This is a genomic window from Novosphingobium sp. fls2-241-R2A-195, from assembly GCF_030209485.1.
In the GTDB taxonomy this organism is placed as follows: Bacteria; Pseudomonadota; Alphaproteobacteria; order Sphingomonadales; family Sphingomonadaceae; genus Novosphingobium; species Novosphingobium resinovorum.
The window spans coordinates 1-24338 of record NZ_JARVRY010000002.1 but is presented as its reverse complement, the minus strand read 5'-3'; the positions used below and the strand labels follow the sequence as shown (position 1 = coordinate 24338).

Genomic DNA, 24338 nt, shown 5'->3' with positions numbered 1-24338 from the left:
CGCAGCGATGGGGAGGAGGTGGCAGCGACGCAGTCGCTGACGGAGCGGGCCTTGCAACCCCTTCACCACCCGCTGCACGGGCGGTCACCCTCCCCATCGCTGCGCGACAGGGAGGATGCTGACAGCGCAAAAAGACCGGCGTGACACGGGGGAGGCGTCACGCCGGTCCAGTAGCTGATCGCGCGGGGGCTGTTTGAGCGCCTGTCCCATCGTGAAAGGGCAGATGCTCGCCCGCGCGATCCGCAATGTCCCCCCGGCCCGCGAAAGCCGGGGGAAATCGTCAGAACGCGATGCTCGCGTCGAGGCCGAAGGTGCGCGGCGCGTTGAAGTTGCCGTAGTCGCCCAGGATGTTGTTCACCGAGCCGGTGGTCACGCTGGTGGTCGGCGCGCCGGGCAGGCTGTTCGACGGGTCGCGGCGGAACACGTACTGTTCGTTGAAGATGTTTCGGCCCCACACGCCCAGCGTCAGCTTCTGGTTGCCCACGCCGATGTCGGCCAGCGAGATGCGTCCGTTGAAGATCAGCGAGGCGTCGTTTTTGGTGGCGAACTGGTCGAAGGCCTGGGTCGCCTGCGAGTAATTGCCGTCGAAGTGGAACTTCAGCTTCGTGTCGTTGCCGCCGATCGGCAGCACGTAGTCGATCGAGCCGCTGGCCGCGTTGCGCGGGGTGAACACGATGTAGAACTGCTGGTCTACGGTGGTGCTGGCGCCGTTGGTGCCGGTGTAGGTGATCGGCACAAGCGGGATGTGCGTGTAGGTGTAGGCGTAGGAAGCGTTCAGCGTCAGGCCGTCGATCGGCTCCAGCGTCAGATCCGCTTCGATGCCGCGGATCTTGGTGGTGCCGGGCGCGTTGATGGTGACCAGGTTGTTGTAGTTCGAGCCGTTGAACGACTGGATCGAGCTGATGTCGACCTGGCTGTTCTTGCGGTCCATGATGTAGCCGGCCAGGTTGAAGCGGGCGCGGTGATCCCAGAAGTCGCTCTTCAGGCCGATTTCGTAGGACTTCACGTCCTCCGGATTGAACGCCTGGTAGTTCGCGGTGCGCGAGGATGCACCGCCCGCGCGGTAGCCGGTCGCGTACTTCGCGTAGACGTGCAGGTCGTCCGACACGTCATAGGCGAGGGTCGCCATCGGGTTGAAGCGGTTCCACGTCTTGTCGAGCGGGCTGTAGCCGGCCGCATCCGCCTTGCCGGTCTCAACGTCGTAGTTGACGTTGCGCGAGTAGTGCAGGACGCCCTTCTTCTCGTCATGCGTGTAGCGGCCGCCGACGGTCAGGTGGAGCTGTTCGGTGGCGTTGTAGGTCAGCTGGCCGTAAGCGGCATAGCTCTTCGACCACACTTCCGAAGCGCGGTCGATCGAGCGGCAGCCGACGTCCGAACCGAAGCCGCTCGAACCGGTGCACGAGTTGAGCACGGTGTAGACCGCATTGCCCGCGCCATCGAGATAGACGCCGTTCGAGTTCGGCGTCGCCGCGTCGTCGCTGACGTGCTCGTTGAAGTAGAACAGGCCCGCGACGTAGTCGATCTTGCCCACGGTGCCGACCGCCTGCAGTTCCTGGCTGAACTGGCGCTGGCGCAAGTCGGCAAGGCTGTAGCGGCTGAATGCGCAGGGTGCGGTCTGGGTGCAGGCGGCTGTCAGGTTGACCACCGGCACGCGGTGCGCGCCGCCCGAGTTATCCCACTGCGTGGCATCGACGCCGCGCCAGGCGGTGATCGCGCGCAGTTCGATCTCGGGCGAGACGACCCACTTGAGCGCGTTGGTGAAGCCGTGGGTCTTGTCGACGCTGGGCTGCTGCGGCACGCCGATGTCGGCGGTCTTCATGCGGGTCTTGCCGTTGACGACAACGCCGGGAAGCAGCGGCTTAACGGTGCCGGTCAGGTTGGTGTACTGGGTGCCGGGCAGGGTGCACGCCGCGCTGGCGGCCTGGGTGCCGGCGACGCAGCCATTGGGGTTGTAGTTCAGCAGCTGGCTGTAGAACGGCGTGTTGGCATCGCGCGCGACGTCGTACGAGAAGTCGTCGGTGATGCCGTCGATCGGCTGCCAGCGCACGGCGACCCGGCCGCCCTTGCGGTGGTACTGGTTGAAGCCGGCCTGGCCTTCGAGCGGGTTCTTGGTGGTCGGGTCCTGGTGCTGCAGCACGCCGTCCAGCTTGACCGAGAAGCCGGCCATTTCCGGCAGGTCGAGGTGGATGCTGCCGTTGTAGGCGCCGTAGTTGCCGACGCCGCCATCAATGCGGCCGCCGAACTCGCCGGTGGGGGCCTTCGAGACGATGCTGAGCGCGCCGCCTTCGGTGTTGCGGCCGAACAGGGTGCCCTGCGGACCCTTGAGAACTTCGACGCGCTCGACGTCGAACAGCGCGGCGTTGAGGCCGTGCTGGCGGCCCATGTAGACGCCGTCCACGTAGATGCCGACGCCCTGTTCACGCGCGGGCTGGTTGGCGTCGAGCGGCACGATACCGCGGATACCGATTGTCAGCGCGCTCTGGCGCGCCTCGAAGGTCGCAACGCGCAGCGACGGCACGCCGCCGTCGGCGAGGTCATAGAGGCTCTGGACGTGGCGGTCCTTGAGCGCTGCCTGGCTGACGACCGCGATGGCGATCGGGGTTTCCTGAAGATTGGTCTCGCGCTTGGTCGCGGTGACGACGATGTCGCCGAGGCCCGAATCCGCTGCTGCGTCCGCCGCAGCGTCGGCTGCGGGAGCATCGGCCCAGGCGCTCGAGGCGTTCATGCTGGCGAGGATCGAGCCGGCGAGCAGCGTCGCGCGGACAACCTTATTCATCATGTTGAATTTCCACCCTTTTTTGGCAGAATTTGTCTGCCTCGGGGCGGCTAATATGGCTGCATCACGACAGTTGTATGGAAGTTCGATGACATCTGAGTCGCGCGACCTTCATCTTCGTCTCATGTTCGAGGCAAGTGCTTGGAAGACCGGCGTAATATACGGCGGCAACATTTTGAAAAAATCTCTGCGGCCGGGCTATTGCAAGGATTTGGCCGCTGCCAACTCGTGATTGTCCAGCAGCTTGATAGCTGAAGGCGAGCGAGGCGTTATCTCATGCCCCTGCCTCTTCAGCCTGCCTCGTGGGTGGAATTTCACCCGGCACGCCGTAAGTTATTGCAGCAAGTGCGAATCAGTTGCAACAAAGAGCGGTGTTTCGATGGGTCTTCGGACCAATTCTGGGGAAGCGTGACGCGATGGTTAATTCGGCTGCTGGCATGTCTTGCGCGGCTTTGCTGTTGGCAGCGTCGGACATCGATCACGCGCTGCTCGCGGTAGTCCTTTTCCTTTTCCTGTTCCTCACCTGCACCGCCAATGCGCTCGTCCCCACGATGCTGCAGGACCTGACACCGGCTTCGCTGCGCGCCCGCAGTTTCGCGATCTGGAGCTTCGTCGTTTCGGTGTTCTGCGCGGTCGGTCCTTTGGTGGCGGGCATGCTTTCCGACCTGCTGCTGAACGGGCGGCTGCTGTCGGCCATTGCGATCACTGCCGTGCCTGCGTTGATCGTGTCATGCGGTTGCGCGGTGCGTTCGGTGATCGTTCAGGGCCGAGCGATTGCGCGCTGGACTGCCTGCTCGGAGCGGTAAGTAACCGCCGGGGGCACGGTCATCGTCATCGCGTCAAAGGCTAGCATCGTCGCGGCACCCGGCGGCAGTTAGCTTCAGACGGCATGTCGGCGCTGAAATGATGGCAAGGCTTTTCGGATTTGTTGAATGATCCGTGCGAGATTTTTCGGCTGATTGAGATTTTTGGATCAAGGTAACGACGAATGGACAGGGAACTCCCTTACAGCATCCACCGTGACCAAGGACCGAACGCCATGACCATTCATTCCTCGCTTAGCCCGGAGTACGACGTTGAAGGCGTCGAGCAGGTCATTCTGCCTCCGGTGCGTGATCTGGGAGAAGGTTTCCAAGTGCGCCGGGCCTTGCCGAGTGCGCAGCGCCGCATGGTCGGTCCTTTCATCTTCTTCGACCAGATGGGCGAGGCGGTGTTTCGTAGCGGCGAAGGGCTTGATGTCCGTCCTCACCCACATATTGGCCTTTCGACGGTCACCTACCTCATCGAAGGTGAAATCCTTCATCGCGACTCGCTCGGCTCGCTGCAGACCATCCGGCCGGGCGAAGTGAATTGGATGACGGCAGGCAGCGGCATCGTGCATTCCGAACGGACCTCTGCAGACAATCGCGCCAAGGGCGGCAAGCTGTTCGGTCTGCAAACCTGGGTTGCTCTGCCGAAGGAAGCGGAAGAAACCGCTCCGGCCTTCTCGCATCACAAGGCTCACGAGATTCCTGTCACCGAAGATGCAGGCACACACCTGACCCTGATCGCGGGCAGTTCGGACGGCATGACTTCGCCGCTCAAGACTTGGTCCGACATGGTCTATGCCGACATCCACATGCAGGACGGTGCGCGCTATCGCGTCAAGGCCGAGCATATCGAACGCGCGATCTACGTGGTTTCCGGCACCGTCGAGGTCGAAGGCCAGACCGGGACTTTCGTGGCAGGTCAGCTTGTGGTGTTCAAGCCGGATGTCGAAGTAGTCTTGCGTGCCCGGGCAGGTGCTCGTCTGATGCTACTTGGTGGTGAGCCCCTGCCTGAAAAGCGGCACATCTTCTGGAATTTCGTTTCGTCTTCGGCCGATCGGATCGAGCAGGCCAAGGAAGACTGGCGCGAACAGCGGTTCGCTTCCGTCCCGCACGAGCACGAATTCATTCCCCTTCCGGCATAAGGACAGCGATCATGGCACATGGAACCGCACATATCGGCGATACGCCCTGGCGCACCGAGATCGTCGTCGGTGGCCACCGGATCACAGCAGACGAACCAGCAGCATTGGGAGGGCAGGGCGCCGGGCCAGCCCCTTATGATCTTCTGCTTGCCAGCCTCGGCGCCTGCACCGCGATCACGCTTAAGATGTATGCGGCGCGAAAGGGCTGGCCGTTGCAGGCGCTGGATGTCGAATTGCATCTGGCCGGCGGGAAGGACACCATGCGGATCGACCGCAAGCTTGTGATCGCGGGCTTGGATGACGATCAGAAGGCTCGGCTTGCCGACATTGCAGAACGCACGCCGGTGACCCTGACGCTTAAGGCGGGCGTGCCGATCGACACCACGCTCGCCTGAGGCCTCGCACTTCCGGCTTGTCTGCGAAGCAGCTCAGAAGTTCTTTCGCAGTTCGACGAATGCGGTGCGTGGCCGTCCGACGAATGCGCCGCGGATCTCGTCCAGGGTCGATACGGCATAGGTCCGATCGAAATGTTCTCGACCCGCAGCATGACCTCGGCAAAGTCCAGCCTTTTCGTGATCGTCCCGTCAAAGATGGCATAGCCGTCGATCCGGTTCCCGCGCCGATCCGACTGCTTCGAAACGGACCTGGCACCTGCATCAACGAGAGGTCAGGCACCAGCCGCGCGTGTTTCCATCCAGTCAATAATCAGGTCTGCGATCTGCAGGTTGTTTCGATCCTGCATCATGAGATGTGTATTGCCGTGAATGCCCAGTTCCGGAGGATGGAGCATCTCTGCTTGGCCGCCTGCCTTCTTCAATCTGGCGATCAGTCGCTTACATTCCTGGAACCGTGCGGGCCAGTCCGACCCCTTGATTCCGGTCGGCGTGTCGAGGTGATCGCCATATACGACCAATAGCGGGATCGTTGCGAGTGTAGCGATCTGGTCGGCTGTATAGATTTCGGCGTTGCATCGGCCGGGTTCGACCAGGACCATTGCCCTGACCGCCTTGGGATCGAGAAGAGCTGCTTCGAGCGGATAATCTCCAGCCTGCGAATGGCCGAGAAGGATCGCGCCGTTCAGCTTCTTCGCGAGCGCAGCAAGCGCCTTGTAGTTTGGATTTGGGGAGGGAAGCGATGCGATCAGGTCCGGCACGCCCTGGCGGGACAGGGCACTGACCGCTTCGATAGGATACTGGGTATCCGGATAGGGCTTGGTTGCGTCGGGGCCGATACGAAAGTTGATCCACGATGCGATGCGGTCACCCATGCGAGTGATCTTTGGCTGCTTGTCGGGGCTCGCCTGGCCTGCGCCGACACGATTGAAGATGGACTGGTCGAAGCCGGAGCGTCCCCGACCCACTTGATCGACCACATAGGTTGGATGGGAGCGACGCACGAAATACTCGAACCAACCCATCCGGCCGTCGGGTGTGGTATCAAACCCGGCTCCGCTTTGGCCCGCACCGTGGATCAGGACGATTGGCGCCTTGGTCGCACCGACCGGCTCCATGTATTCGACATACATCTGGCCGATCGTCACACGATCCGCTGCCCGCTGACTTCCGAGCTCGACGAAGGTTTGCTCTATACCTTCACCACCGACGAAAAAGCTTCCTCGAACCTTCAACTGAAGGGGCTGTTCATTGATATTCGGCGTTTCGATTTCATTTGCCATCACAGGTCCCGCTACCATCGCCAAACTCAAGGCCACGACCGGCAGCAGGTGACTGCCCCACCGCCGGTGCCGCATGATTAAGCCCTGCCCGTAGGATGTTCGGAGCCGCCCCACACGGGCAGACCGGGGGCTGGCACGCCGTCATGAAGGTCGCGGTTGCGTTGACCTTGGCCGAAAGCACCATAGGGGTAGCCGCCGGGCGCCGGGCGGCTGACAGCCTCGAGCGCTGCCGAAGCGGCATCGTCCAATGTCAGCTCGGCCGCAGCGATCGAATCCTTCAACTGAGCCATGTTGCGCGCGCCGAAAATCGGAGCCGTCACGCCGGGCCGGTCCGCGATCCAGCTCAAGGCCACCTGCGATGGCGTCGCGCCGATCTCGTTCGCAATACGCATGACCTCGGCAATCGTTGCCCAATTGCGGTCGATGTTGGCGTATTCCTCGGACACCCATTGATAAAGCTTGTTGTCCGAGCCCGCACGGGTGCCGACCGCGGGTTTCAAACCGCGTTTATATTTGCCGCTCAGGAAGCCGCCGGCGAGCGGTGACCAGGGAAGCATGCCCAGACCATTGTGGATGGCCGCAGGCACAATCTCATATTCGCACTCCCGTGAAAGAAGGCTGTACTGTGGCTGCAGGCTGACGGGCAGGGGGGCGCCCATAGCCTTTGCGGTCGACACGAAGAGCTGCAACTCCCAGCCGGTGAAGTTGGAAATGCCGATGTAGTGAATCTTACCTGCCTGGACCGCGTCGGCGAGAAATCCGAGCGTCTCCTCCATCGGCGTCTTCATGTCGGAGGCATGCAATTGATAGAGGTCGACGTTTTCGACGTTCATGCGCTTGAGTGATGCGTCCAGCGCACGATGAAGGGTCCTTCGCGAAAGGCCGGTGGCATTGGGATCGATGCTGTCGTCTCCGGACCGGCCTTTGGTGGTCAGTACGACCTTGTCCGTTACATCAGCGGGTCGGCTATTGAACCAGCGCCCGACGATCTCCTCGCACAAACCACCGTTGTAGACGTTGGCAGTATCGATCAGATTCCCGCCAGCCTCCACATAGGCATCCATGATCTTGAACGCTTCGTCCTCGGGGGTCTGCGAGCCGAAGTTCATCGTTCCGAGCGCCAGTTTGGAAACGGACGTTCCTGAATTTCCGAGTCTGCGATGCTTCATGATGTCACTCCGATGATATCGGTCCTCGTGCTGGGTCCGAGGACAGGGTCAGTCTTGGATCTGATTGTAATTCGAGGGTCGGACCAACGCTGCGATTGCTACTGGCGCAGCAATGTCTGCAGCGCGGCGAAAGTCTCGGAGCCGGGCGAATGGAAGAAATCCGGGGTAAGCCGTGTCGTAAGGCTGAGGACCGATGTCGGGATCGCTCCGGCCTCCTCCATTTCGCGAAAGGCGGCCTCTTCCGTCCGGGCCGATTTGCTCCCGATGGCATCGACGACGTAGTGGACGGTGTAGCCGGCCGCGACAGCGTCAAGCACAGCCTGAAGGACTACGACTTCCGCCGCATAGCCCGAGATGACCAATGTCTTGCGGCCTGTTTGCTCCAACGCTGCGGCAGTTGGAGTCTACGCCCTCTATTCTCCACGATGCTCGATAAACGCTTGCAAAATCCCAACGTTAAATGATAGCGCTATCTTATTGTAATAATTATCTTGCGGGAGATCGTATGCCAAGGAAATTCAGCTTATTGCCTTTGCTCGCGCTAGCATCGTGCATTGCCATCGTAGGCTGTTCGAAAGAAGCGCCTTCCAACGACGCTGCGAAGCATGTCGAGGCGGACAAGTCGAAGTACCTCTCGCAGCCGCTCGTCAGCGAGATCTACACGGCGGACCCGTCCGCGCATGTGTGGAACGGCAAGATCTACGTCTACCCCAGCCATGATATCGACGGGCCGACGCCCGAGGACGACCTCGGCAGCCACTTCGAGATGCGCGACTATCGCATCCTATCGATGGACAAGATCGGCGGCCCGGTAACGCTTGGGCCCGTCGCGCTCGACGTCAAGGACGTGCCGTGGGCCGAGAAGCAGATGTGGGCGCCGGATGCGGCCTTCCGTAACGGCACGTATTACTTGTACTTCCCGGCCAAGGACAAGGCGGGCGCCTTCCGCATCGGCGTCGCCACCTCCAAGAGCCCGACCGGGCCGTTCAAGGCACAGCCGGAGCCGATCAAGGGCAGCTACTCCATCGACCCGGCGGTGTTCACCGACGAAGACGGCGAGAGCTACATGTACTTCGGCGGCATCTGGGGCGGCCAGCTTCAGCGCGATGTCGGCGGCAAGTACGATCCCAACGGCTCGAAGACCGACCTGCAGGCGGACGACAAGCCGGCACTCCTGCCCCGTGTCGCGCGCATGAGCGACGACATGCTCGAATTCGCAGAGGCCCCGCGTGAACTGCGCATCGTCGACGAGAAGGGCAAGCTGCTGCTGGGCGGCGACCACGACCGGCGCTTCTTCGAAGCTTCGTGGATGCACAAGTACAAGGGCAAGTACTACTTCAGCTACTCGACCGGCGACACGCATTTCCTGGCCTACGGGATCGGCGATTCCCCCTATGGCCCGTTCACCTACAAGGGCCGCATCCTCGAGCCGGTCGAGGGGTGGACCACGCATCACTCAATCGTGCAGTGGGACGGGCGCTGGTGGCTGTTCTATGCCGACACGCAGCTTTCGGGGCAGACCCGCCTGCGCAACGTGAAGGTGACCGAACTGCACTACAACGCGGACGGGACGATCAGGACGATCGACCCGATGATCCGGCGGTAAAACGAAAAAGGGGCGCCTGATCGGCGCCCCTTTTTCATTTCAGCAGATGCAATGAAACGGCCTCGCCCATGGCCTTGTAGCCGGCCGGGTTGGGATGGATCGCGTCACCCCCGTCGTAGGCCGGATTGAGATGATCGGGGCGCGCGGGATCGCGCATCACCGCGTCGAAGTCGATCACCGCGTCGAAGTGGCCGGGGGTCCGGATCCAGGCGTTGATCGCCTGCCGGTCGGCCTCGCTGGCGGCGGCGGGATGGTAGTATTCCATGCCCATGAACGGCAGCAGGGTGCCGCCGTAGACTTTGATCCCGCGCGCATGCGCACGCTCCACGATCTGCCGGTAGGCGGCGGTGACCCCGGCCACGAGCGCGGCGTGGGCCTCGGGCGCGGCAGGCGCGTCGCGGGTGAGCATGCCGATGTCGTTGATGCCTTCCAGCACGATCAGATGGGTGACACCGGGTACCGAGAGCACGTCGCGATCGAAGCGCGCCATCGCGTTCGGGCCGGTGCCGTCGAGCAGCACGCGGTTGCCGCCGATGCCCTGGTTCACCACCGCGCGCTTGCCGGAGAGGCGGCGGGCCAGCACGTCGGTCCAGCGATCGTTGCCGTTGGTGGTGGAGCCGCGTCCGTCAGTGATCGAATCCCCGAGTGTGACCACGGCGCCGGCGCCGCAGCGGCGCATCTCGATGCCGGAGAGCATGTACCAGTGATCGGTCGTGGTCGCGCCCGCGAAGGGGTTGTCGTTCGTCCGGTCGCCGTTCAGCCAGTATGAGGTGGCGCGTGATCCCGGGTGGCCGGTCTGCTGCACGGGCAGCGCCGCGAAGTGCAGCGACACGGCGAGATCGTCGAATGCAGAGACGGCCATGCGGACGGGGTCGGAGAGCCAGTCGGCACCGGTGGGGATGACTACCCGGTCCTTGCCGTCGAAGCGCAGCGGCACCGAGGAACCGGCGGTGAGGTCGGGATGCTGCGGGGAGGCCGCGCGGGCCAGCGTTGCGTTCTCGATGACCAGCGGCGCCTCGCCAAAGGCGTTGGAGAGTCGGATGCGCAGCTCGCTTCCGGCGGTCGAGGGGCGGACGATCTGGCGCAGGGTAACGTCGCGGCGGGCCGCTTCCGGCAGGCGATCGTCACCGTTCAGCGGCATCTGCGAGGAACCCCATGCGGCGGTCCATGGACATTGCGCGGCTGCAGGCGCAGCCGTGGCGGGAAGCGGCGCGGCGAGCGCAAGCGCGGCGGTCAGAACGGCTGGGCGCAGCATGTGTGTCATGAAAACGAAGTCTCCCGAAAAAGAAAGAGCCGGCACAAAGGCCGGCTCAGTGGGTAGGGTAGGGAGGAAATCAGAAGTTGGCCCTTATGCCGGCCAGTACCTGACGGCCCGGCTTGTAGACCGAGTAGGCCGCGTTCGAGTATTCGAAGGTGGTGCGGATCGACTCGTTGGTGATGTTCAGCACATCGAGCGTCAGACGCACGCCGTCGTTGAGGAATGGCAGCTGGTAGCCCGCCGACATGTCCAGCTGGCCGCGTGCGTCGTTGCGCAGCGAAGCGTTGGCGATGCCGTTCTGCGGCTTGTTCACGGCGATCGACTTGTCGTTCCAGACATAGTTCACGCTGATCGACAGGCCGTTGTTCTCGTAGAAACCCTGCAGATTGTACGAGTACTTGGACACGCCGGTGGCAACCAGGCCCGAGGACGAGGACTGCTTCAGGTACGTGCCGTTGGCCGAGAAGCCGAGGCCCTTGACCAGAAAGTCGAGCGGCTGGACCCAGGTGGCTTCCAGACCCTTGATCTTCAGGTCGCTCAGGTTGACAGGACGGTTGACCGTGATCGGCAGGTTGTTGACGGCGATGCCGGTCGCAGCCGAACGATCGTTAAGAGCGTTCTGCTGCGTCGAGAGCAGGCCGTCGAACGGGATGTTGAGCGAACCGAAGGTGACTTCGTTCGAGGTGGTGACGGTGAAGCCCTGGATATTCTTCATGAACGCCGACAGGCCGATGTAGCCAATGCCGCCGGTGTAGAGTTCACCGCCGATATCGTAGTTGTCGGAGGTGTAGGGCTTCAGGTCCGGGTTGCCCGCCGTCGCCGTCAGCGCCGAGGGATCGGAGAAGGTGATACCGGGCAGGATCTGGCCCGCATCCGGACGGGTCATCGTGCGCGACGCGGATGCGCGCAGCTTGATGTTGTTCGCCAGATCATAGGTCAGGTTAATCGAGGGCAGGAAGTTCTCGTACTTCGACTTCGAGGTGATGTCGATGATCGAGGTGCCGACCTGGCTCGGCCCGGTCACGGTCTGGTTGGTGTGGGCATAGCGCATGCCGGTGTTGATATGCAGGTCGCGGCCCGCGATCGTGGTCACGCCGTTCAGCTCGAAGTAGGCGCCCATGACCTCTTCGTCCATGTCGCCGGTCGCGCCGCCAGTCACCGCGCCGCGCGTTTCAGGCGCGCTGTCGCGGTAGCTGGCGTAGTTCGTGGCGCTCTTGATCGCGTCAAAATCGGGCACGATGAAACCGGCGACCGACGAGCTCTTGAGGTACTCCGAGATTTCGCCGGTGGTAATCGAACCGGTGTTGCCGGTGCAGCCGGTGCCGCAGACCGACAGCTGGTAGGCGGTGCTGTTGTCGTATGCGCGGATCGAGCGCGTAGCACGGTCATAAGCCGCGCCGACCTTCACGTTGAACATGTCATCACCGTACGTGACGTCGAGGTGCGCACCCTTGGTTTCCGTCTTGCGGCGAACGAGCTGGATGTTCTGGCGATACCACTGCCAGGTGCCGCTATCGGGATCGTTCAGGTCGATGTTGCTGGTGATCGACGGATAGGAACCGCTCGTGTTGTCGTAATAGACGTCCACGCCCGACTGCGGAGTAGTCTGGAAGGCCCAGGTCGGCTGTTCACGGAAGAAGCTGCTCTTCGAATAGTTCGCGCTCGCCTCGATCTTGAGATCTTCGGTCGGCTGCCAGGTTACGCTGGGGTTGATGTTCCAGAACTTGGTCGTCTGCTTGAACAGGCTAGCCTCGAGGAAGAACGACGAGTTGGCGAACGTACCGCTGGTGACGACGTTGTTGTCATCCACGGTCAGGTCGATCGGGATCATGCCGCCGGTCGACTGCGCGCTGGTGCCCGGGCCCGAGTTGCGGACCTGCCAGTTCATGTTGACCTTGCTGTAGTTGCGCTGCGACTTGGCCCAGAGGCCGTCGAGCGCGAAGTGCAGCTCGTCGCTGGGGCGCCATTCGAGCGAGGCGAGGGCGGACACGCGCGAGCGGGTGCCTTCGGTCAGGCTCTGGCGGCCGAGGCGCGGGATCAGCGCGGTGCTGAGCTGGTCGGCGGTCAGGCCCGAGGTGGCCACCACGTCTACGGGATCGCCGGCGGTCAGGCCGTGGCCCGCGTTGGCGGGAACGACCGAAGCCCACGAGAAGTTGTTGCCGCCTGCGTCGGTGCAGTCGGTGCCGCAGGACAGGTTGCCGTCGGTCCAGCCAACGGACTCGAAGCCCTTCACGCGGGTCTTGGTCTTCACGCCGGCAACGCCGACGAGGATGCCGAAGGTGTCGGTGGTGTGGCTGGCGACGAGGGCGCCGCGCGGGCTGAACTTGTCGTTGGTGTCGGTGTACTGGCCCTGTGCCACGACGGTGACGTGGGTGCCTTCCTTGTCGAAGGGCCGCGCGTTACGCAGGTTCACGGTACCGGCGATGCCGCCTTCGAGCGTCGAGGGCGAGGGGCTCTTGGCAAGGTCGAGGCGGGTGAACAGTTCCGACGGGAAGAAGTCGAGATCGACTTCGCGGTTGGCGCTGCCGCCGTTGGTGCCGCCGTCCGACGCCACCTGCAGCTGCGAACCGTTCAGCAGCACGCGCGTGAAGCTGGGGCCGAGGCCGCGGATGGCGACCTGGGTGCCTTCGCCGTTGATGTCGCGGTTGAGGCGCACGCCGGGCATGCGGTTCAGCGTTTCGGCGAGGTTGGTGGCGGGCAGCTTGCCGATGTCCTCGGCGAAGATGCTGTCACCGAAGCTCACCGCGTCGCGCTTGGCGTTGGTCGCGCTCTGCAGCGAGCCGCGAATACCAGTGACGATGATGTCTTCGGCCGAAGCGCCGGTATCGTCCACGGTCGAGTCGGTGGCCTGAGCCTGCGCTGCTACAGTTGCAGCGTCCTGCGCCCGGGCGGCGGAACCGACGAACGGGGTGAGCGCAGCAGCTCCCAGCAGAACGGCGCGAACGGTCACGAAATTGCGTGTCATAATATCTGAACTCCCTCCCATGCGTCTGCTGCCCTTTGCTCGGGGCTCGCAGGATGCGCTGGCTTTGCTAGCGCTATCATTTTTCCATATTCCTGTGACCGGATGCCGTCAAGAACAATGATAGCGTTATCTTTACTTGTAGGTGTAGAGCTTCACCCGCTGGATCTGCCACTGGCCCGGGAACAGCCGGATATGGCGGCCCTGATGGGTCTGGTCGCCGTTGAGCAGGCGTCCGGCCACCCATTTTCCGGCGGCGTCATAGTGGCCTTCCCAGGCCGAATCGATGCCTGCGAGGGCACCGCCGTCGGCGCGCGGCTTGAAGGTCACGGTGATGCCTTGACCCGCGATCAGGTATTCCTCGGGACCGGTCTGGATGATGATGCCGCCCGCCGCCGCGATGGCGGCATTGGCGGCTTTCCGCTCCTCCGCCCCGGGATTCGCGCCCGGCTTGGGGGCATCGACATAGCTAATGGTGAAGCGATAGGGCCCGACGTCGCGCGTTTCCGGTTCGGTGGCGAGGGTTTCGTCGTAGAGCTGGCGCGGCTTGAAGCCGACCATGCGATCGGTGCCCTGCGCATCGAGGATATAGGGCTTGAGCTGCTGCAGCACGCCGTAGGCATCCTTGAGCGCGCCGGGGTTCTCGTCGACCGAGTCGATCGAGAACGGGCCGAAGCCGATCGCGTCGAGCTGGCCGATGGCGTAGAACGCATTTGCCGGGGCGATGGGATTGTCGGAGTTATGCGCCTCGGGAATGAACAGCACGTTGTCCGGCCGCTTGTAGCCGTTCACGATGTCCACGAAGTTCGGGAAGTAGATGTCGGGCGCCAGGAAATCGAGGTGAGGGGCGCCTGCCTTCCAGACGTCGAGCAGGTGCGGCAGCGGGCCGCCGCTGGGGTATTCGCCGGGAATCCGGCCCGGCCGGTTGAGCGCGACATTGACGTACATCGGCAGCGGGTAGGCGGCCTTGCCTGCCGCCGTAAGCTGGTCGGCGAAGCGGGCGTAGTGCCAGGCGGCGAAGATCTCGGCGGAGGTGTCGCCCGCGCCGAACAGGTCTTCCCAGGTGCCGCTGGTGCGCGCGCCGCGCTCCACCCACACGCGCTTCATGGCTGGGACCAGCGTGTCCTTGTGCGCGACGAGGTAATTGACGAGGTCGGACGGCACCGGTTCGCGGAAGGCGGCGTTGGCTGCCGCGCTGTAGTCGCGTGCGACGGGAAGCATGCCGATCTCGTTCTCGACCTGCACCATCAGCACGGTGTTCTGCGCGGCGTCCACCGCCTTGATGTGCGCCAGCAGCGCGGCATAGGCGCGCTGGTCGGCCTGCAGGGTGTCGCCGCCGAAGGTGGAGAGAATTTCGACGCTCTGGCCGTTGGGCATCGCCGCGCGCGGGAAGCGCTGCTGGTCGCGCTTGACCCATGCGGGGACGTAAGTGGACATGGAGTTCTTCCACGCCCCGAACCACAGCACCACCAGCTTGAGGTTGTTGGCGCGCGCGGCCTTGATCTGCGAATCGACCGAGGACCAGTCGAACTGCCCCTCGACCGGCTCGATCAGTTCCCACGACACCGGGGTAATCACGGTGTCGAGGTTCATGTCCTTCAGGCGCTTCCAGTGCGGCGCCATGTAGTCCGCGCTGGACGAGGCCGAATTGCTCAGTTCGCCCGCGATCATCAGCACGGGCTTGCCGCCGACGATCAGCTGCTTCGTGTCGCCCTTGGTCTCCAGCCGGGGCACGTCGGCTTGCGCCGGTGCCGCGAGGGTGAGGGCGGTGGCCAGTATCGAGGTGGCGGCCAGTGCCGTGCGTAAGGTCATCCTGATGCTCCCGAATTTATCTTATGCGTGCGTGGGCTGGTAGCGCGGCAGGATTAGGTAGATCACTGCGAGCGCCACCAGATAGGCGCAGGAGGCGACGAGGAAGATCGGTTCGTAGCTGCCGATCGTCTCGAGGATCACGCCTGCGAACTTGGCCATGAGCATGCCGCCCACCGCGCCCGCCAGTCCGCCGAGGCCGACGACCGAGCCGGTCATCCAGCGCGGCATCGTGTCGCCGGGCAGGGCGTAGAGGTTGGCCGAGAAGCCCTGATGTCCGGCGCAAGCCAACCCGATCAGCGCCACCGCCGTCCACAGGCTGGTCGCCTGCGGGGCCAGCGCGATCGGCACGGCGCACAGCGCGGCCAGCAGCATCGCCGTCTTGCGCGCGCGGTTCAGGCTCCAGCCGCGACCCATCAGGCGCGAGGAGGTCCAGCCGCCCGCGACCGAGCCGACGTCGGCCAGCAGGTAGACCGCGATCAGCGGCGGGCCGAAGTCCAGCATCTTGACGCCGAACTGCTTGTTGAAGAAGTCCGGCAGCCAGAACAGGAACGTCCACCAGACCGGGTCGATCAGGAAGCGGCCCAGCATGTAGGCCCAGGTCTGGCGCAGGCGCAGCACGTCGCGCCAGCGCACCGGCTGTACCGGGTCGACGGGATCGGCCTCGATCCATGCCAGTTCTTGGGTGGTCAGGGTCTTCTTCTCGCGCGGGCGGCGGTAGAAGCCGAGCCACGCCGCCAGCCAGATCACCGTCAGCGCGCCGGTCAGGATGAAGGCCCAGCGCCAGCCCAGCGTCAGCGCGATCACCGGCACCACCAGCGGGGTCAGGATCGCGCCGACGTTCGATCCGGCGTTGAAGATGCCGATCGCCAGCGCGCGCTCGCGCTTGGGGAACCATTCGTTGGTGGCGGCGATGGCGGCGGGGAACGTCCCCGCCTCGCCGATCGCGAGCGGAATGCGTGCCAGCAGCATGCCGCTGGTGCTGGTGAACAGCACGTGGGCGATGTGCCCGAAGGTCCACAGCGCCACCGCCAGCGCATAGCCCGCACGCGCGCCGATCCGGTCGATCAGGCGCCCGAAGAAGACATAGGCGATGCCGTACCCCGCCTGGAACCAGATCGCGAGGTCGGCATAGCCGCTCTCGCTCCAGCCGTAGCGCGCCTGCAGTTCGGGCTTGAGCGTGGGCAGGACCAGACGGTCGACATAACTGAGCACCACCGCCGCGAACAGCAGCGCGCACACGATCCAGCGCACGCGCCCGGCCGGCTTGGCCGGGGCTTCCGTTTCGACGGCGGTGACGGCCTGCATCGTGCTCACCAGTTGTACATCGTGCCGTCTTCGAGCCGGTTCACCGGCAGGAAGGCGCGCTTGTATTCGTAGCCGGCGGCCAGTTCCTCGTCGATGTCGACGCCGAGGCCCGGTGCATCGCCCGGATGCATCATGCCGTTCTCGAAGGTGTAGGCATGCGGGAACACGGCGTCCGTCTCGGGCGTGTGGCGCATGTATTCCTGAATGCCGAAGTTGGGCACCGAGAGGTCGAAGTGCAGCGCGGCGGCCATGCAGACCGGCGAGAGATCGGTGGCGCCGTGGCAGCCGGTGCGGATCTGGTAGAGGTCCGCCAGCGCGGCGATGCGGCGCAGATGGGTGATGCCGCCGGCGTGGACGACGGTGGCGCGGATGTAGTCGATCAGCTGGTTCTGGATCAGATCCTTGGCATCCCAGATCGAGTTGAAGATCTCGCCCACGGCCAGCGGCGCGGTGGTGTGCTGGCGGATCAGCTTGAACGCTTCCTGGTTCTCGGCAGGGGTCGCGTCTTCCAGCCAGAACGGGCGGTAGGGCTCCAGATCCTTGCCCAGACGGCCCGCCTCGATCGGGGTCAGGCGGTGGTGGATGTCATGCAGCAGGTGCACGTCCCAGCCCAGCGCCTCGCGCGCGGCCTTGAACAGTTCGGGCACGACGCGCAGGTACTTGGAGGTGTTCCAGACGTTCTCGGTCGGCAGGTCGGCGTCGGCGGGCTCGTAGAAATACTTGTCCTTGGAGACGCCGTAAGTCGAGGCCATGCCGGGCACGCCGCACTGCAGGCGGATCGCCTTGTAGCCCTGCGCCTGATAGTCGAGCGCGACGTTGATGGTGTCCTCGATCGAGGTGCCGTTGGCGTGGCCGTAGACCATCACGCCCTCGCGGCTGGCACCGCCGAGCAGCTGGTAGACCGGGAGCCCTGCGATCTTGCCCTTGATGTCCCACAGCGCCATGTCGACGGCGGCGATCGCGGTCATCGTCACCGGGCCGCGGCGCCAGTAGGCGCCCTTGTAGAGATACTGCCAGACGTCCTCGATACGGTGCGCGTCGCGGCCGATCAGGCAGGGGATGACGTGGTCGGTCAGGTAGCTGGCGACCGACAGTTCGCGGCCGTTGAGGGTGGCGTCACCGACGCCGGTGGTGCCGTCGTCGCAGGTGATCTTGAGGGTGACGAAGTTGCGGCCGGGGCAGGTCACGATGACCTTGGCGTCTACGATCTTGGGCATGATGGTCCTCAGGCGATTTCGAGGGTTGCGGTCTTCAGGGCGGCGCTGCTGTTGCCGACCATGATGTCGAAAAGTCCGGGCTCGACGACTTCGCGCATGTCCTCGTTCCAGAGGCTGAAGTCGTCGGGGCCGAGGGTGAATTCCACCTTGCGGGTCTCACCGGGCTTGAGGGTGACGCGGCGGAAACCGCGCAGTTCCATGACCGGGCGGGTCACACTCGCCTCGCGGTCGTGGACGTAGAGCTGCACCACCTCGTCGCCTTCGCGCGCGCCGGTGTTGGTCACTTCGACCACGACGGTGACGGTGCCCGCCGCCGCGATGCGCGGGGCCGAGAGGGCAGGGGCGCCGAGGGTGAAGCTGGTGTAGCTGAGGCCGAAGCCGAAGGGGTATAGCGGCGCGGTGTCGGCGAACAGATAGCCGCGCTTGGCCGATGGCTTGTGGTTGTAGAAGAACGGAACCTGGCCCACGTCCTTGACCACGGTGACCGGCAGCTTGGCGCCGGGGTTGACGTCGCCGAACAGCGCCTCGGCCATGGCGGTGCCGCCTTCCTGGCCCAGATACCAGCATTCGAGGATCGCGTCGGCCTGCTCTGCCACGGTCGGCCACGAGGGCGGGCGGCCGTTGAGCGCGACGACGATCACCGGCTTGCCGGTGGCCTTGAGCGCTGCGAACAGCGCGTTCTGTTCGCCCAGGAGGTCGAGGTCGGTGCGGTCGCCGAGGTGGTTCTTCGCATAGCCTTCGCGGCTGGTCTGCTCGGTATCGCCGATGGCGAGGATCACCACGTCGCTGGCCTTGGCGGTTTCCACAGCCTCGGCGATCAGCGCGCGGTTCTTCGCGGGATCGGCCAGCAGCACTTCGTTGGCGGAGCGGTCCTCGCTCTGGGTGATGAACACGCCCTGCGCGAAGACGACTTCGGCCTTGCCCTTCAGGCGCGCCGTGATTCCCTCGACCAGATTGACGCTGGAGCGCGGCTCCGACGAATAGCCGCCGAGGCGCGTGACGTTGGCGTTGGGGCCGATCACCGCGACGCGCTTGTGCGCGCCGGGGGTGAGCGGCAGGACGCCTCCGTTCTTGAGCAGGCAGATCGACTTGCGTGCTGCCTCAAGAGCCAGCGCGCGCGCCTCGGCATTGGCGGTGAGTTTCGCCGAAGCCTTGGGGTCGATCGGCCCTGCCTCGAACATTCCCGCGCGGAACTTCAGCGTCAGCATGCGGCGGCATGCGGCATCGACGACCGAGACCGGCACCAGCCCCTTGCGCACCTGATCGGCGAGCGTGCGATAGGCTTCGCCATCGGGCAGGTCGGTATCGACGCCCGCATGCAGCGCAAGGCGCGCGGCGCCCTCGATATCGGCGGCGAGGTGGTGGAACGTCGCCAGTTCGGGGATCGCGGCATAGTCGCTGACGATCGCGCCGTCGAAGCCCCATTCGCCGCGCAGCACGTCGTTCAGCAGCCAGCGGTTGGCATGGCTGGGGATGCCGTCGATCTCGTTGTAGGAGGGCATGACGGCGGCGATGCCGGTACGGCGCACCACTTCGCGGAACGGCGGGAAAAAGCTGTCGTACAGTTCGCGCTTGCCGAGCGGGGCCGGGGCGACGTTGTTGCCCGCTTCGGGCTGGCCGTGGCCGGTCATGTGCTTGAGCGTGGCGAAGACCTTGCCCTCGGCCAGTTCCTTGCCTGGGCCCTGCAGACCGCGCACGGCGGCGACGCCCATTTCGCCGCAGAGGTACGGGTCTTCGCCGAAGGTTTCCTCGATGCGGCCCCAGCGCGGGTCGCGGGCGATGTCGATCACCGGGGAAAGCGCCAGCGTCGAGCCGTGGGCGCGGACCTCGCGGCCGATCACCGACTGTACGCGCTCGACCAGTTCGGGGTCGAAGCTGCCTGCCATGGCGATCGCCTGCGGGAAGCTGGTCGCCTCGGGCGCCATGTAGCCGTGGAGCGATTCCTCATGGAACAGTACCGGGATGCCGAGGCTGGTCGCGCGCGCCCATTTCTGGGTGGCGTTGACGAAGGCGATCGTCTCGGCGGGCCTCCGCCAGCGGCCGGTGACGTCGGTGCCGGTGTTGTTCGCGGTCGCCGCGCCGCCCCGGTCGGAGGGGCGGGCGATCTGGCCGATTCCATGGGGATAGGCGCGGGTGGCGCGTGCCGGGTCGAAGGCGCGGTCCTCGTCCATCACGTCGCGCTTGCGGGTGGACAGGGTGATGATCTGGGCGACTTTCTCGTCCAGCGTCATGCGGCTCATCAGGTCGGCGACGCGAAGATCCACCGGTGCGCGCGCGTCCTTGTAGACCGGCGCGGCGGCACGGGCGGCGACGGGCAGGAAGGCGAGCATCGAAGCGCCGCCACCCCAGCCGAGAAGGACGCGGCGCGATACGGCGAAACGCGATGCCGCGGGGCGCAGGCTCATGCCGTCACCGCGCGCTGTGCCGAGGCTGCGTGTCGATACAATGCGTGATGGCATCCCACTTCCCGATACTCCCAAATGCCCGTTCCGGCTGCACTCGCCCCGATTCGGCAAACGGCGTTGCCTCGGCCGGCTCTTTTGTGATAGCGCTATCTTTCAAGGTAACGACGAAGCTTGTCAACCGCATTGGGCAGGCAAATTTTTAAGGGATGGACGGGATGCAGAGGCGAATGTCGCGGATTTGCGCGTGGACTTCGGCGTGGCTTGCGGGGACGGCGCTGGCCGTCGGCGTGCTGCCGGGCGCGGCGCTGGCGAACGACGGATACGACTTGTGGCTGGCGCCTGCACCGGCCGGATCGGCCCAGGCGGACGTGCGCGTGGTGGGCGATTCGCCGACGCTGCAACTGGCCGCTGCCGAGCTTCGCCGTGATCTTGGCGCTGCGCCGCTTCCGGTCGTGCTGGCCCGCGCGGACGCTCCGGAACTGGCGGCGTTGGGCCTGCCCACCGCAGGGCTCGGTACCGAGGGCTACCTCGTGCGCGCTGCCACGGTCGCCGGGCGCCCCTCGCTACTGGTCACCGGCAATTCCGATGCCGGGGTGCTCTACGGCGCCTTCGCGGCGATCCGTGCGCAGAAGACCGGCGGCGATCTGACGAAGATCGACCTCACCTCCACGCCGAAGGTCAAGCTGCGCGTGCTCAACCACTGGGACAACCTCGATGGCAGCGTGGAGCGCGGCTATGCGGGGCAATCGCTGTGGGACTGGTGGACGCTGCCGGACTTCAAGGACCCGCGCTACACCGACTATGCCCGCGCCAATGCCGCGCTCGGCATCAACGGGACGGTGCTGAACAACGTCAACGCCAGCCCCGACAGCCTGAGCGCGGCCTATATCGCCAAGGCCGCCGCGCTGGCCGACGTGCTGCGGCCTTGGGGCATCAAGGTCTACCTCTCCGCGCGCTTCTCGGCGCCGATCGAACTGGGCGGGCTGAAGACCGCCGACCCGCTCGATCCGCAAGTGCAGGCCTGGTGGAAGGACAAGTCGGACGAGATCTACCGCGCGATCCCCGACTTCGGCGGCTTTCTGGTGAAGGCGAACAGCGAGGGCCAGCCCGGTCCGCGCGACTATCACCGGACACATGCCGAGGGCGCCAACATGCTCGCCGCCGCCGTCGCGCCGCATGGCGGCGTGGTGATGTGGCGCGCCTTCGTCTACGCCGAGACCGACCCCGACGACCGCGCCAAGCAGGCCTATAGCGAGTTCAAGCCGCTCGACGGCAAGTTCGCCGATAACGTGCTGGTGCAGGTCAAGAACGGCGCGATCGACTTCCAGCCGCGCGAACCGTTCCACCCGCTGTTCGGCGCGATGCCGAAGACGCCGATGATGCTGGAACTGCAGATCACCAAGGAATACCTCGGTTTCGCGACGCACCTCGCCTATCTCGGCCCGCTGTTCGAGGAAGTGCTGGAGGCCGATACGCGGGCCAAGGGCAAGGGATCGACGGTGGCGAAAGTCGTCGACGGCGCGCTGGAGGGGCATGACCTCACCGGCATGGCGGGCGTTGCCAATATCGGGCGTGACCGTGACTGGTCGGGCTCGACGTTCAACCAGGCCAACTGGTACGTCTTCGGCCGCCTCGCCTGGGACCCGACGCTGTCGGCCGAGGCGCTCGCCCGCGAATGGGCGCGCCAGACGTTCGGCGATGATCCGCGCGTGGTCGATACCGCCGTCTCGATGATGATGGAATCGCGCGAGGCGGTGGTGGACTACACCGGCCCGTTCGGGCTCGCGCACCTGATGGACACCGGCCACCACTACGGGCCGGGGCCATGGGTGAACGACCTCGCCCGGCCCGAGTGGAACCCGACCTACTACCACAAGGCCGACCGCGGCGGCATCGGCTTCGACCGCACCCGCACCGGCAGCAATGCCGTGGCCCAGTATGCGCCGCCGGTCGCGCGCATGCTCGCCGATCCGCGCACGACGCCGGAAACCGAACTGCTGTGGTTTCATCATCTGCCATGGGACTGGAAGATGAAGTCGGGCCGCACGCTGTGGCAGGAGATGGTCGCCCGTTACGATCGCGGCGTCGCCACGGTGGCGCAGATGCAGCAGCAGTGGGACGGCGTGAAGGACAAGGTGGACGCCGAGCGCTGGTCCAAGACCGCCAGCTACCTTGCCATCCAGCACAACGAAGCGCGCTGGTGGCGCGATGCGAGCCTGGCCTACTGGATGTCGGTCAACGGCTTGTCGCTGCCGGAGGGCAGCCCCGCGCCCGAGCACGATCTGGCGTGGTACAAGGCCCAGCGCTTCCCGCTGGCGCCGGGGCATTGAGGTAACGCCGGTCCCGCCCGCGCGAGAGCGCGGCGGGGCCGGCGGTCACCCGCCTCGGATCGTCATTGCTTCGCTACGCTCGCAATGACGAGGGATGGTGATGCCTCCGTGCCATCCGGCGCGGTGCGGAACTTCGTTCACCCCTGACGCGGGGACGCATCCGATTCGCGCTGGATGAACTCGAAGGGCATCTGGACGTGTGAGGGCGTGACGGCGCGCCCCTCGCGGCGCCCCCGGATTTCCTCGACCAGAAGCTGCACCGCCGTGCGCGACATTTCGGCGATCGGCTGGCGGATCGTGGTCAGTTCGGGCCAGGTGAAGGTCGCCTGCGGGGCATCGTCGAAGCCCACCACGGTCAGGTCGCCGGGCACGTCGAAACCCAGCCGGTGCGCGACGGTGACGGTCGCGGCCGCCATGTCGTCGTTGCTGGCGAAGATCGCCGTCGGCGGCTCATCGCGTTCCAGCAGGCGGTGCGCTGCCTCAAGGCCCGAGCGATAAGTGAACAGGCCGGGCAGGACCAGTTCCTCGTCGATCGCGATGCCGTTGTCGCTCAGCGCCGCCTGAAATCCCTGGAGGCGCCGCGCGCCAGCGCTCTGGTTGGGGTTGCCCTTGATGAAGCCGATCCGCCGGTGGCCCAGCGCTACGAGGTGGCGCGTCATCGCCTCGGCCGCGCCGAGGTCGTCGATGTTGACGGACGACAAGTCCTTGGACGGCTTGCCCGATGCCACGATCACCGTCGGCGTGCCTCTTTCCAGCAGCAGGTCGAGGATCGCCGTGTTGTCGCACAGCGGCGGCGGCAAAACGACGCCGTCGATGCCGTTGCCGACCAGTCGGCGCACGATGGTGAGCACTTCGTCCTCGTTGTCGCAGAGCTGGACGAGGAGCTGCGCGTTCGACCCGTTCGCCTGATCGAGACTGCCGACCAGAAACTCGTTGAGATAGCCGGCGCTGGGGTTGGCGTAGAGCAGGCCGATGCGGATCTCCGCAGCGGCGGCAAGGTTGCGGGCGGCGGCGCTGGGCGAGTAGTTGAGTTCCTCGATCGCCTTGAGCACGCGGGCGCGGGTGTCTTCCTTGACGTTGCCCTTGTCGTTCATCACGCGAGAGACCGTCATCAACGAGACTTCGGCTCGCTCGGCCACGTCGGCGATAGTGATGGTGGCCCGGGATCGCCGCGCGGTGCGCCGCCGTGGGCTGGCGCGGTCTGCGGGTTTATCCTGGGTCGAATCCTGATCTGTCACGCTGGCCTGATCCCCCGTGCGGCGGGCCGGGTCGCTACGGAATCCCGCCGCTTACATGTTCAGCCTATTACAATTTTCCTGCCACGCCGCCAGCGATTACGTGCCGCGCGACGATGAGCTCGAGCTGGTCAATTCGGAGCAGCGCAGATGACCATGCCCAGACCTGTGCTCTGGCCCGGTTCGAGGACGGCGGTGCCTGCATTGTCGCGACGGTTGAAGGCATCGGGCATCTGGCTGGTAGGTTCGATGCAGACGAAATCCTCGCCGGGCGGGGCGAAGACATGGACGAACCGCGCGTCGTCTGACCGGAGTTCGACGCCTTGCCATGCGGCGGTGCCGTTCCAGCCGAACCAGCAGTTGTCGGTCAGGGTGTCTGCCCGCGGCACGGCGCCCTGTGCGAAGTGGCCGAAGTGGTCGGCCTGGGCAGGGTGTTCGGGGATCATGCCAGCATTGTTGATCCATACGCCCTCTGCAGCGAACTGCAGCCGGCCGCCCGGTTCCCGCACGAAGTAGGGGTGCTGGCCGAGGCCGCAGGGCATGGCGCGGTCGGACCGGTTGACCACCTCCAGCGTCACATGGAGCGCGCCGTCTTCCAGCACGAAAGTCTGCGTGGCGGACCAGTCCCACGGCCAGT

The 24338-nt window shown here is 65.0% G+C and carries 16 protein-coding genes and 1 pseudogene; 5 read left to right on the top strand and 12 right to left on the bottom strand.

Annotated elements, in window-relative coordinates:
- Positions 1-280 precede the first annotated feature (280 nt).
- Positions 281-2779, bottom strand: a complete 2499-nt coding sequence (locus QRN25_RS00890; protein ID WP_285016880.1) for a TonB-dependent receptor — start codon at positions 2777-2779, stop codon at positions 281-283.
- 455 nt (positions 2780-3234) lie between these two features.
- Between QRN25_RS00890 and QRN25_RS00885 the strand changes: the two genes are divergently transcribed.
- The 3 genes from QRN25_RS00885 to QRN25_RS00875 all read left to right on the top strand — a co-directional run bounded on the left by QRN25_RS00885 (position 3235) and on the right by QRN25_RS00875 (position 5122).
- Positions 3235-3582 carry a hypothetical protein gene (locus QRN25_RS00885; protein WP_285016878.1) on the top strand — a complete coding sequence of 116 codons (348 nt, stop codon included), beginning with the start codon at positions 3235-3237 and terminating at the stop codon, positions 3580-3582.
- 233 nt (positions 3583-3815) lie between these two features.
- Positions 3816-4727, top strand: coding sequence for a pirin family protein (locus tag QRN25_RS00880; protein ID WP_285016876.1), 912 nt, complete (start codon positions 3816-3818; stop codon positions 4725-4727).
- 11 nt (positions 4728-4738) lie between these two features.
- A complete protein-coding gene (locus QRN25_RS00875; protein WP_271184777.1) occupies positions 4739-5122 on the top strand; it encodes an OsmC family protein in 384 nt (127 codons plus the stop codon).
- A gap of 272 nt (positions 5123-5394) precedes the next feature.
- On the opposite strand, the gene QRN25_RS00870 is transcribed toward QRN25_RS00875, so the two are convergent.
- The 3 genes and pseudogenes from QRN25_RS00870 to QRN25_RS00860 all read right to left on the bottom strand — a co-directional run.
- Positions 5395-6402, bottom strand: coding sequence for an alpha/beta hydrolase family protein (locus QRN25_RS00870; RefSeq protein WP_285016872.1), 1008 nt, complete (start codon positions 6400-6402; stop codon positions 5395-5397).
- A 77-nt stretch (positions 6403-6479) separates the two neighbouring features.
- Positions 6480-7571: an aldo/keto reductase gene (locus QRN25_RS00865; RefSeq protein WP_285016870.1), complete on the bottom strand. Its 1092-nt coding sequence runs from the start codon at positions 7569-7571 to the stop codon at positions 6480-6482.
- A 98-nt stretch (positions 7572-7669) separates the two neighbouring features.
- Positions 7670-7963: pseudogene (locus tag QRN25_RS00860) on the bottom strand (isochorismatase family protein); the annotation flags it as partial.
- A 113-nt stretch (positions 7964-8076) separates the two neighbouring features.
- Here QRN25_RS00860 and QRN25_RS00855 point away from each other — a divergent pair.
- Complete coding sequence (locus tag QRN25_RS00855; protein WP_285016867.1) at positions 8077-9177, top strand: glycoside hydrolase family 43 protein; 1101 nt, start codon at positions 8077-8079, stop codon at positions 9175-9177.
- Positions 9178-9211: 34 nt separating this feature from the next.
- Here QRN25_RS00855 and QRN25_RS00850 read toward each other — a convergent pair whose 3' ends face one another.
- The 6 genes from QRN25_RS00850 to QRN25_RS00825 all read right to left on the bottom strand — a co-directional run bounded on the left by QRN25_RS00850 (position 9212) and on the right by QRN25_RS00825 (position 20061).
- Positions 9212-10432: an SGNH/GDSL hydrolase family protein gene (locus QRN25_RS00850; protein WP_285017208.1), complete on the bottom strand. Its 1221-nt coding sequence runs from the start codon at positions 10430-10432 to the stop codon at positions 9212-9214.
- Positions 10433-10511: 79 nt separating this feature from the next.
- Positions 10512-13400 carry a TonB-dependent receptor gene (locus tag QRN25_RS00845; protein WP_285016866.1) on the bottom strand — a complete coding sequence of 963 codons (2889 nt, stop codon included), beginning with the start codon at positions 13398-13400 and terminating at the stop codon, positions 10512-10514.
- Positions 13401-13532: 132 nt separating this feature from the next.
- Complete coding sequence (locus QRN25_RS00840; RefSeq protein WP_285016864.1) at positions 13533-15209, bottom strand: GH35 family beta-galactosidase; 1677 nt, start codon at positions 15207-15209, stop codon at positions 13533-13535.
- A 21-nt stretch (positions 15210-15230) separates the two neighbouring features.
- Positions 15231-16514 (bottom strand): MFS transporter, encoded by a 1284-nt coding sequence (locus QRN25_RS00835; protein WP_285017206.1) that lies wholly within the window; start codon positions 16512-16514, stop codon positions 15231-15233.
- A gap of 5 nt (positions 16515-16519) precedes the next feature.
- Complete coding sequence (gene manD / locus QRN25_RS00830) at positions 16520-17731, bottom strand: D-mannonate dehydratase ManD (RefSeq protein WP_271184199.1); 1212 nt, start codon at positions 17729-17731, stop codon at positions 16520-16522.
- 8 nt (positions 17732-17739) lie between these two features.
- Positions 17740-20061 (bottom strand): glycoside hydrolase family 3 N-terminal domain-containing protein, encoded by a 2322-nt coding sequence (locus tag QRN25_RS00825; protein WP_285017204.1) that lies wholly within the window; start codon positions 20059-20061, stop codon positions 17740-17742.
- Positions 20062-20363: 302 nt separating this feature from the next.
- Here QRN25_RS00825 and QRN25_RS00820 point away from each other — a divergent pair, with 302 nt between their 5' ends.
- On the top strand, positions 20364-22466 hold the full coding sequence (locus QRN25_RS00820; protein WP_285016859.1) for an alpha-glucuronidase family glycosyl hydrolase: 2103 nt from the start codon (positions 20364-20366) through the stop codon (positions 22464-22466).
- Between the two features lie 137 nt (positions 22467-22603).
- Here QRN25_RS00820 and QRN25_RS00815 read toward each other — a convergent pair whose 3' ends face one another.
- Entirely contained in the window at positions 22604-23704 is a 1101-nt protein-coding gene (locus QRN25_RS00815; protein ID WP_285016857.1) for a LacI family DNA-binding transcriptional regulator, read from the bottom strand.
- A 128-nt stretch (positions 23705-23832) separates the two neighbouring features.
- On the bottom strand, positions 23833-24338 hold a 506-nt coding region (locus QRN25_RS00810; RefSeq protein WP_502910399.1), incomplete at its 5' end, for an aldose epimerase family protein.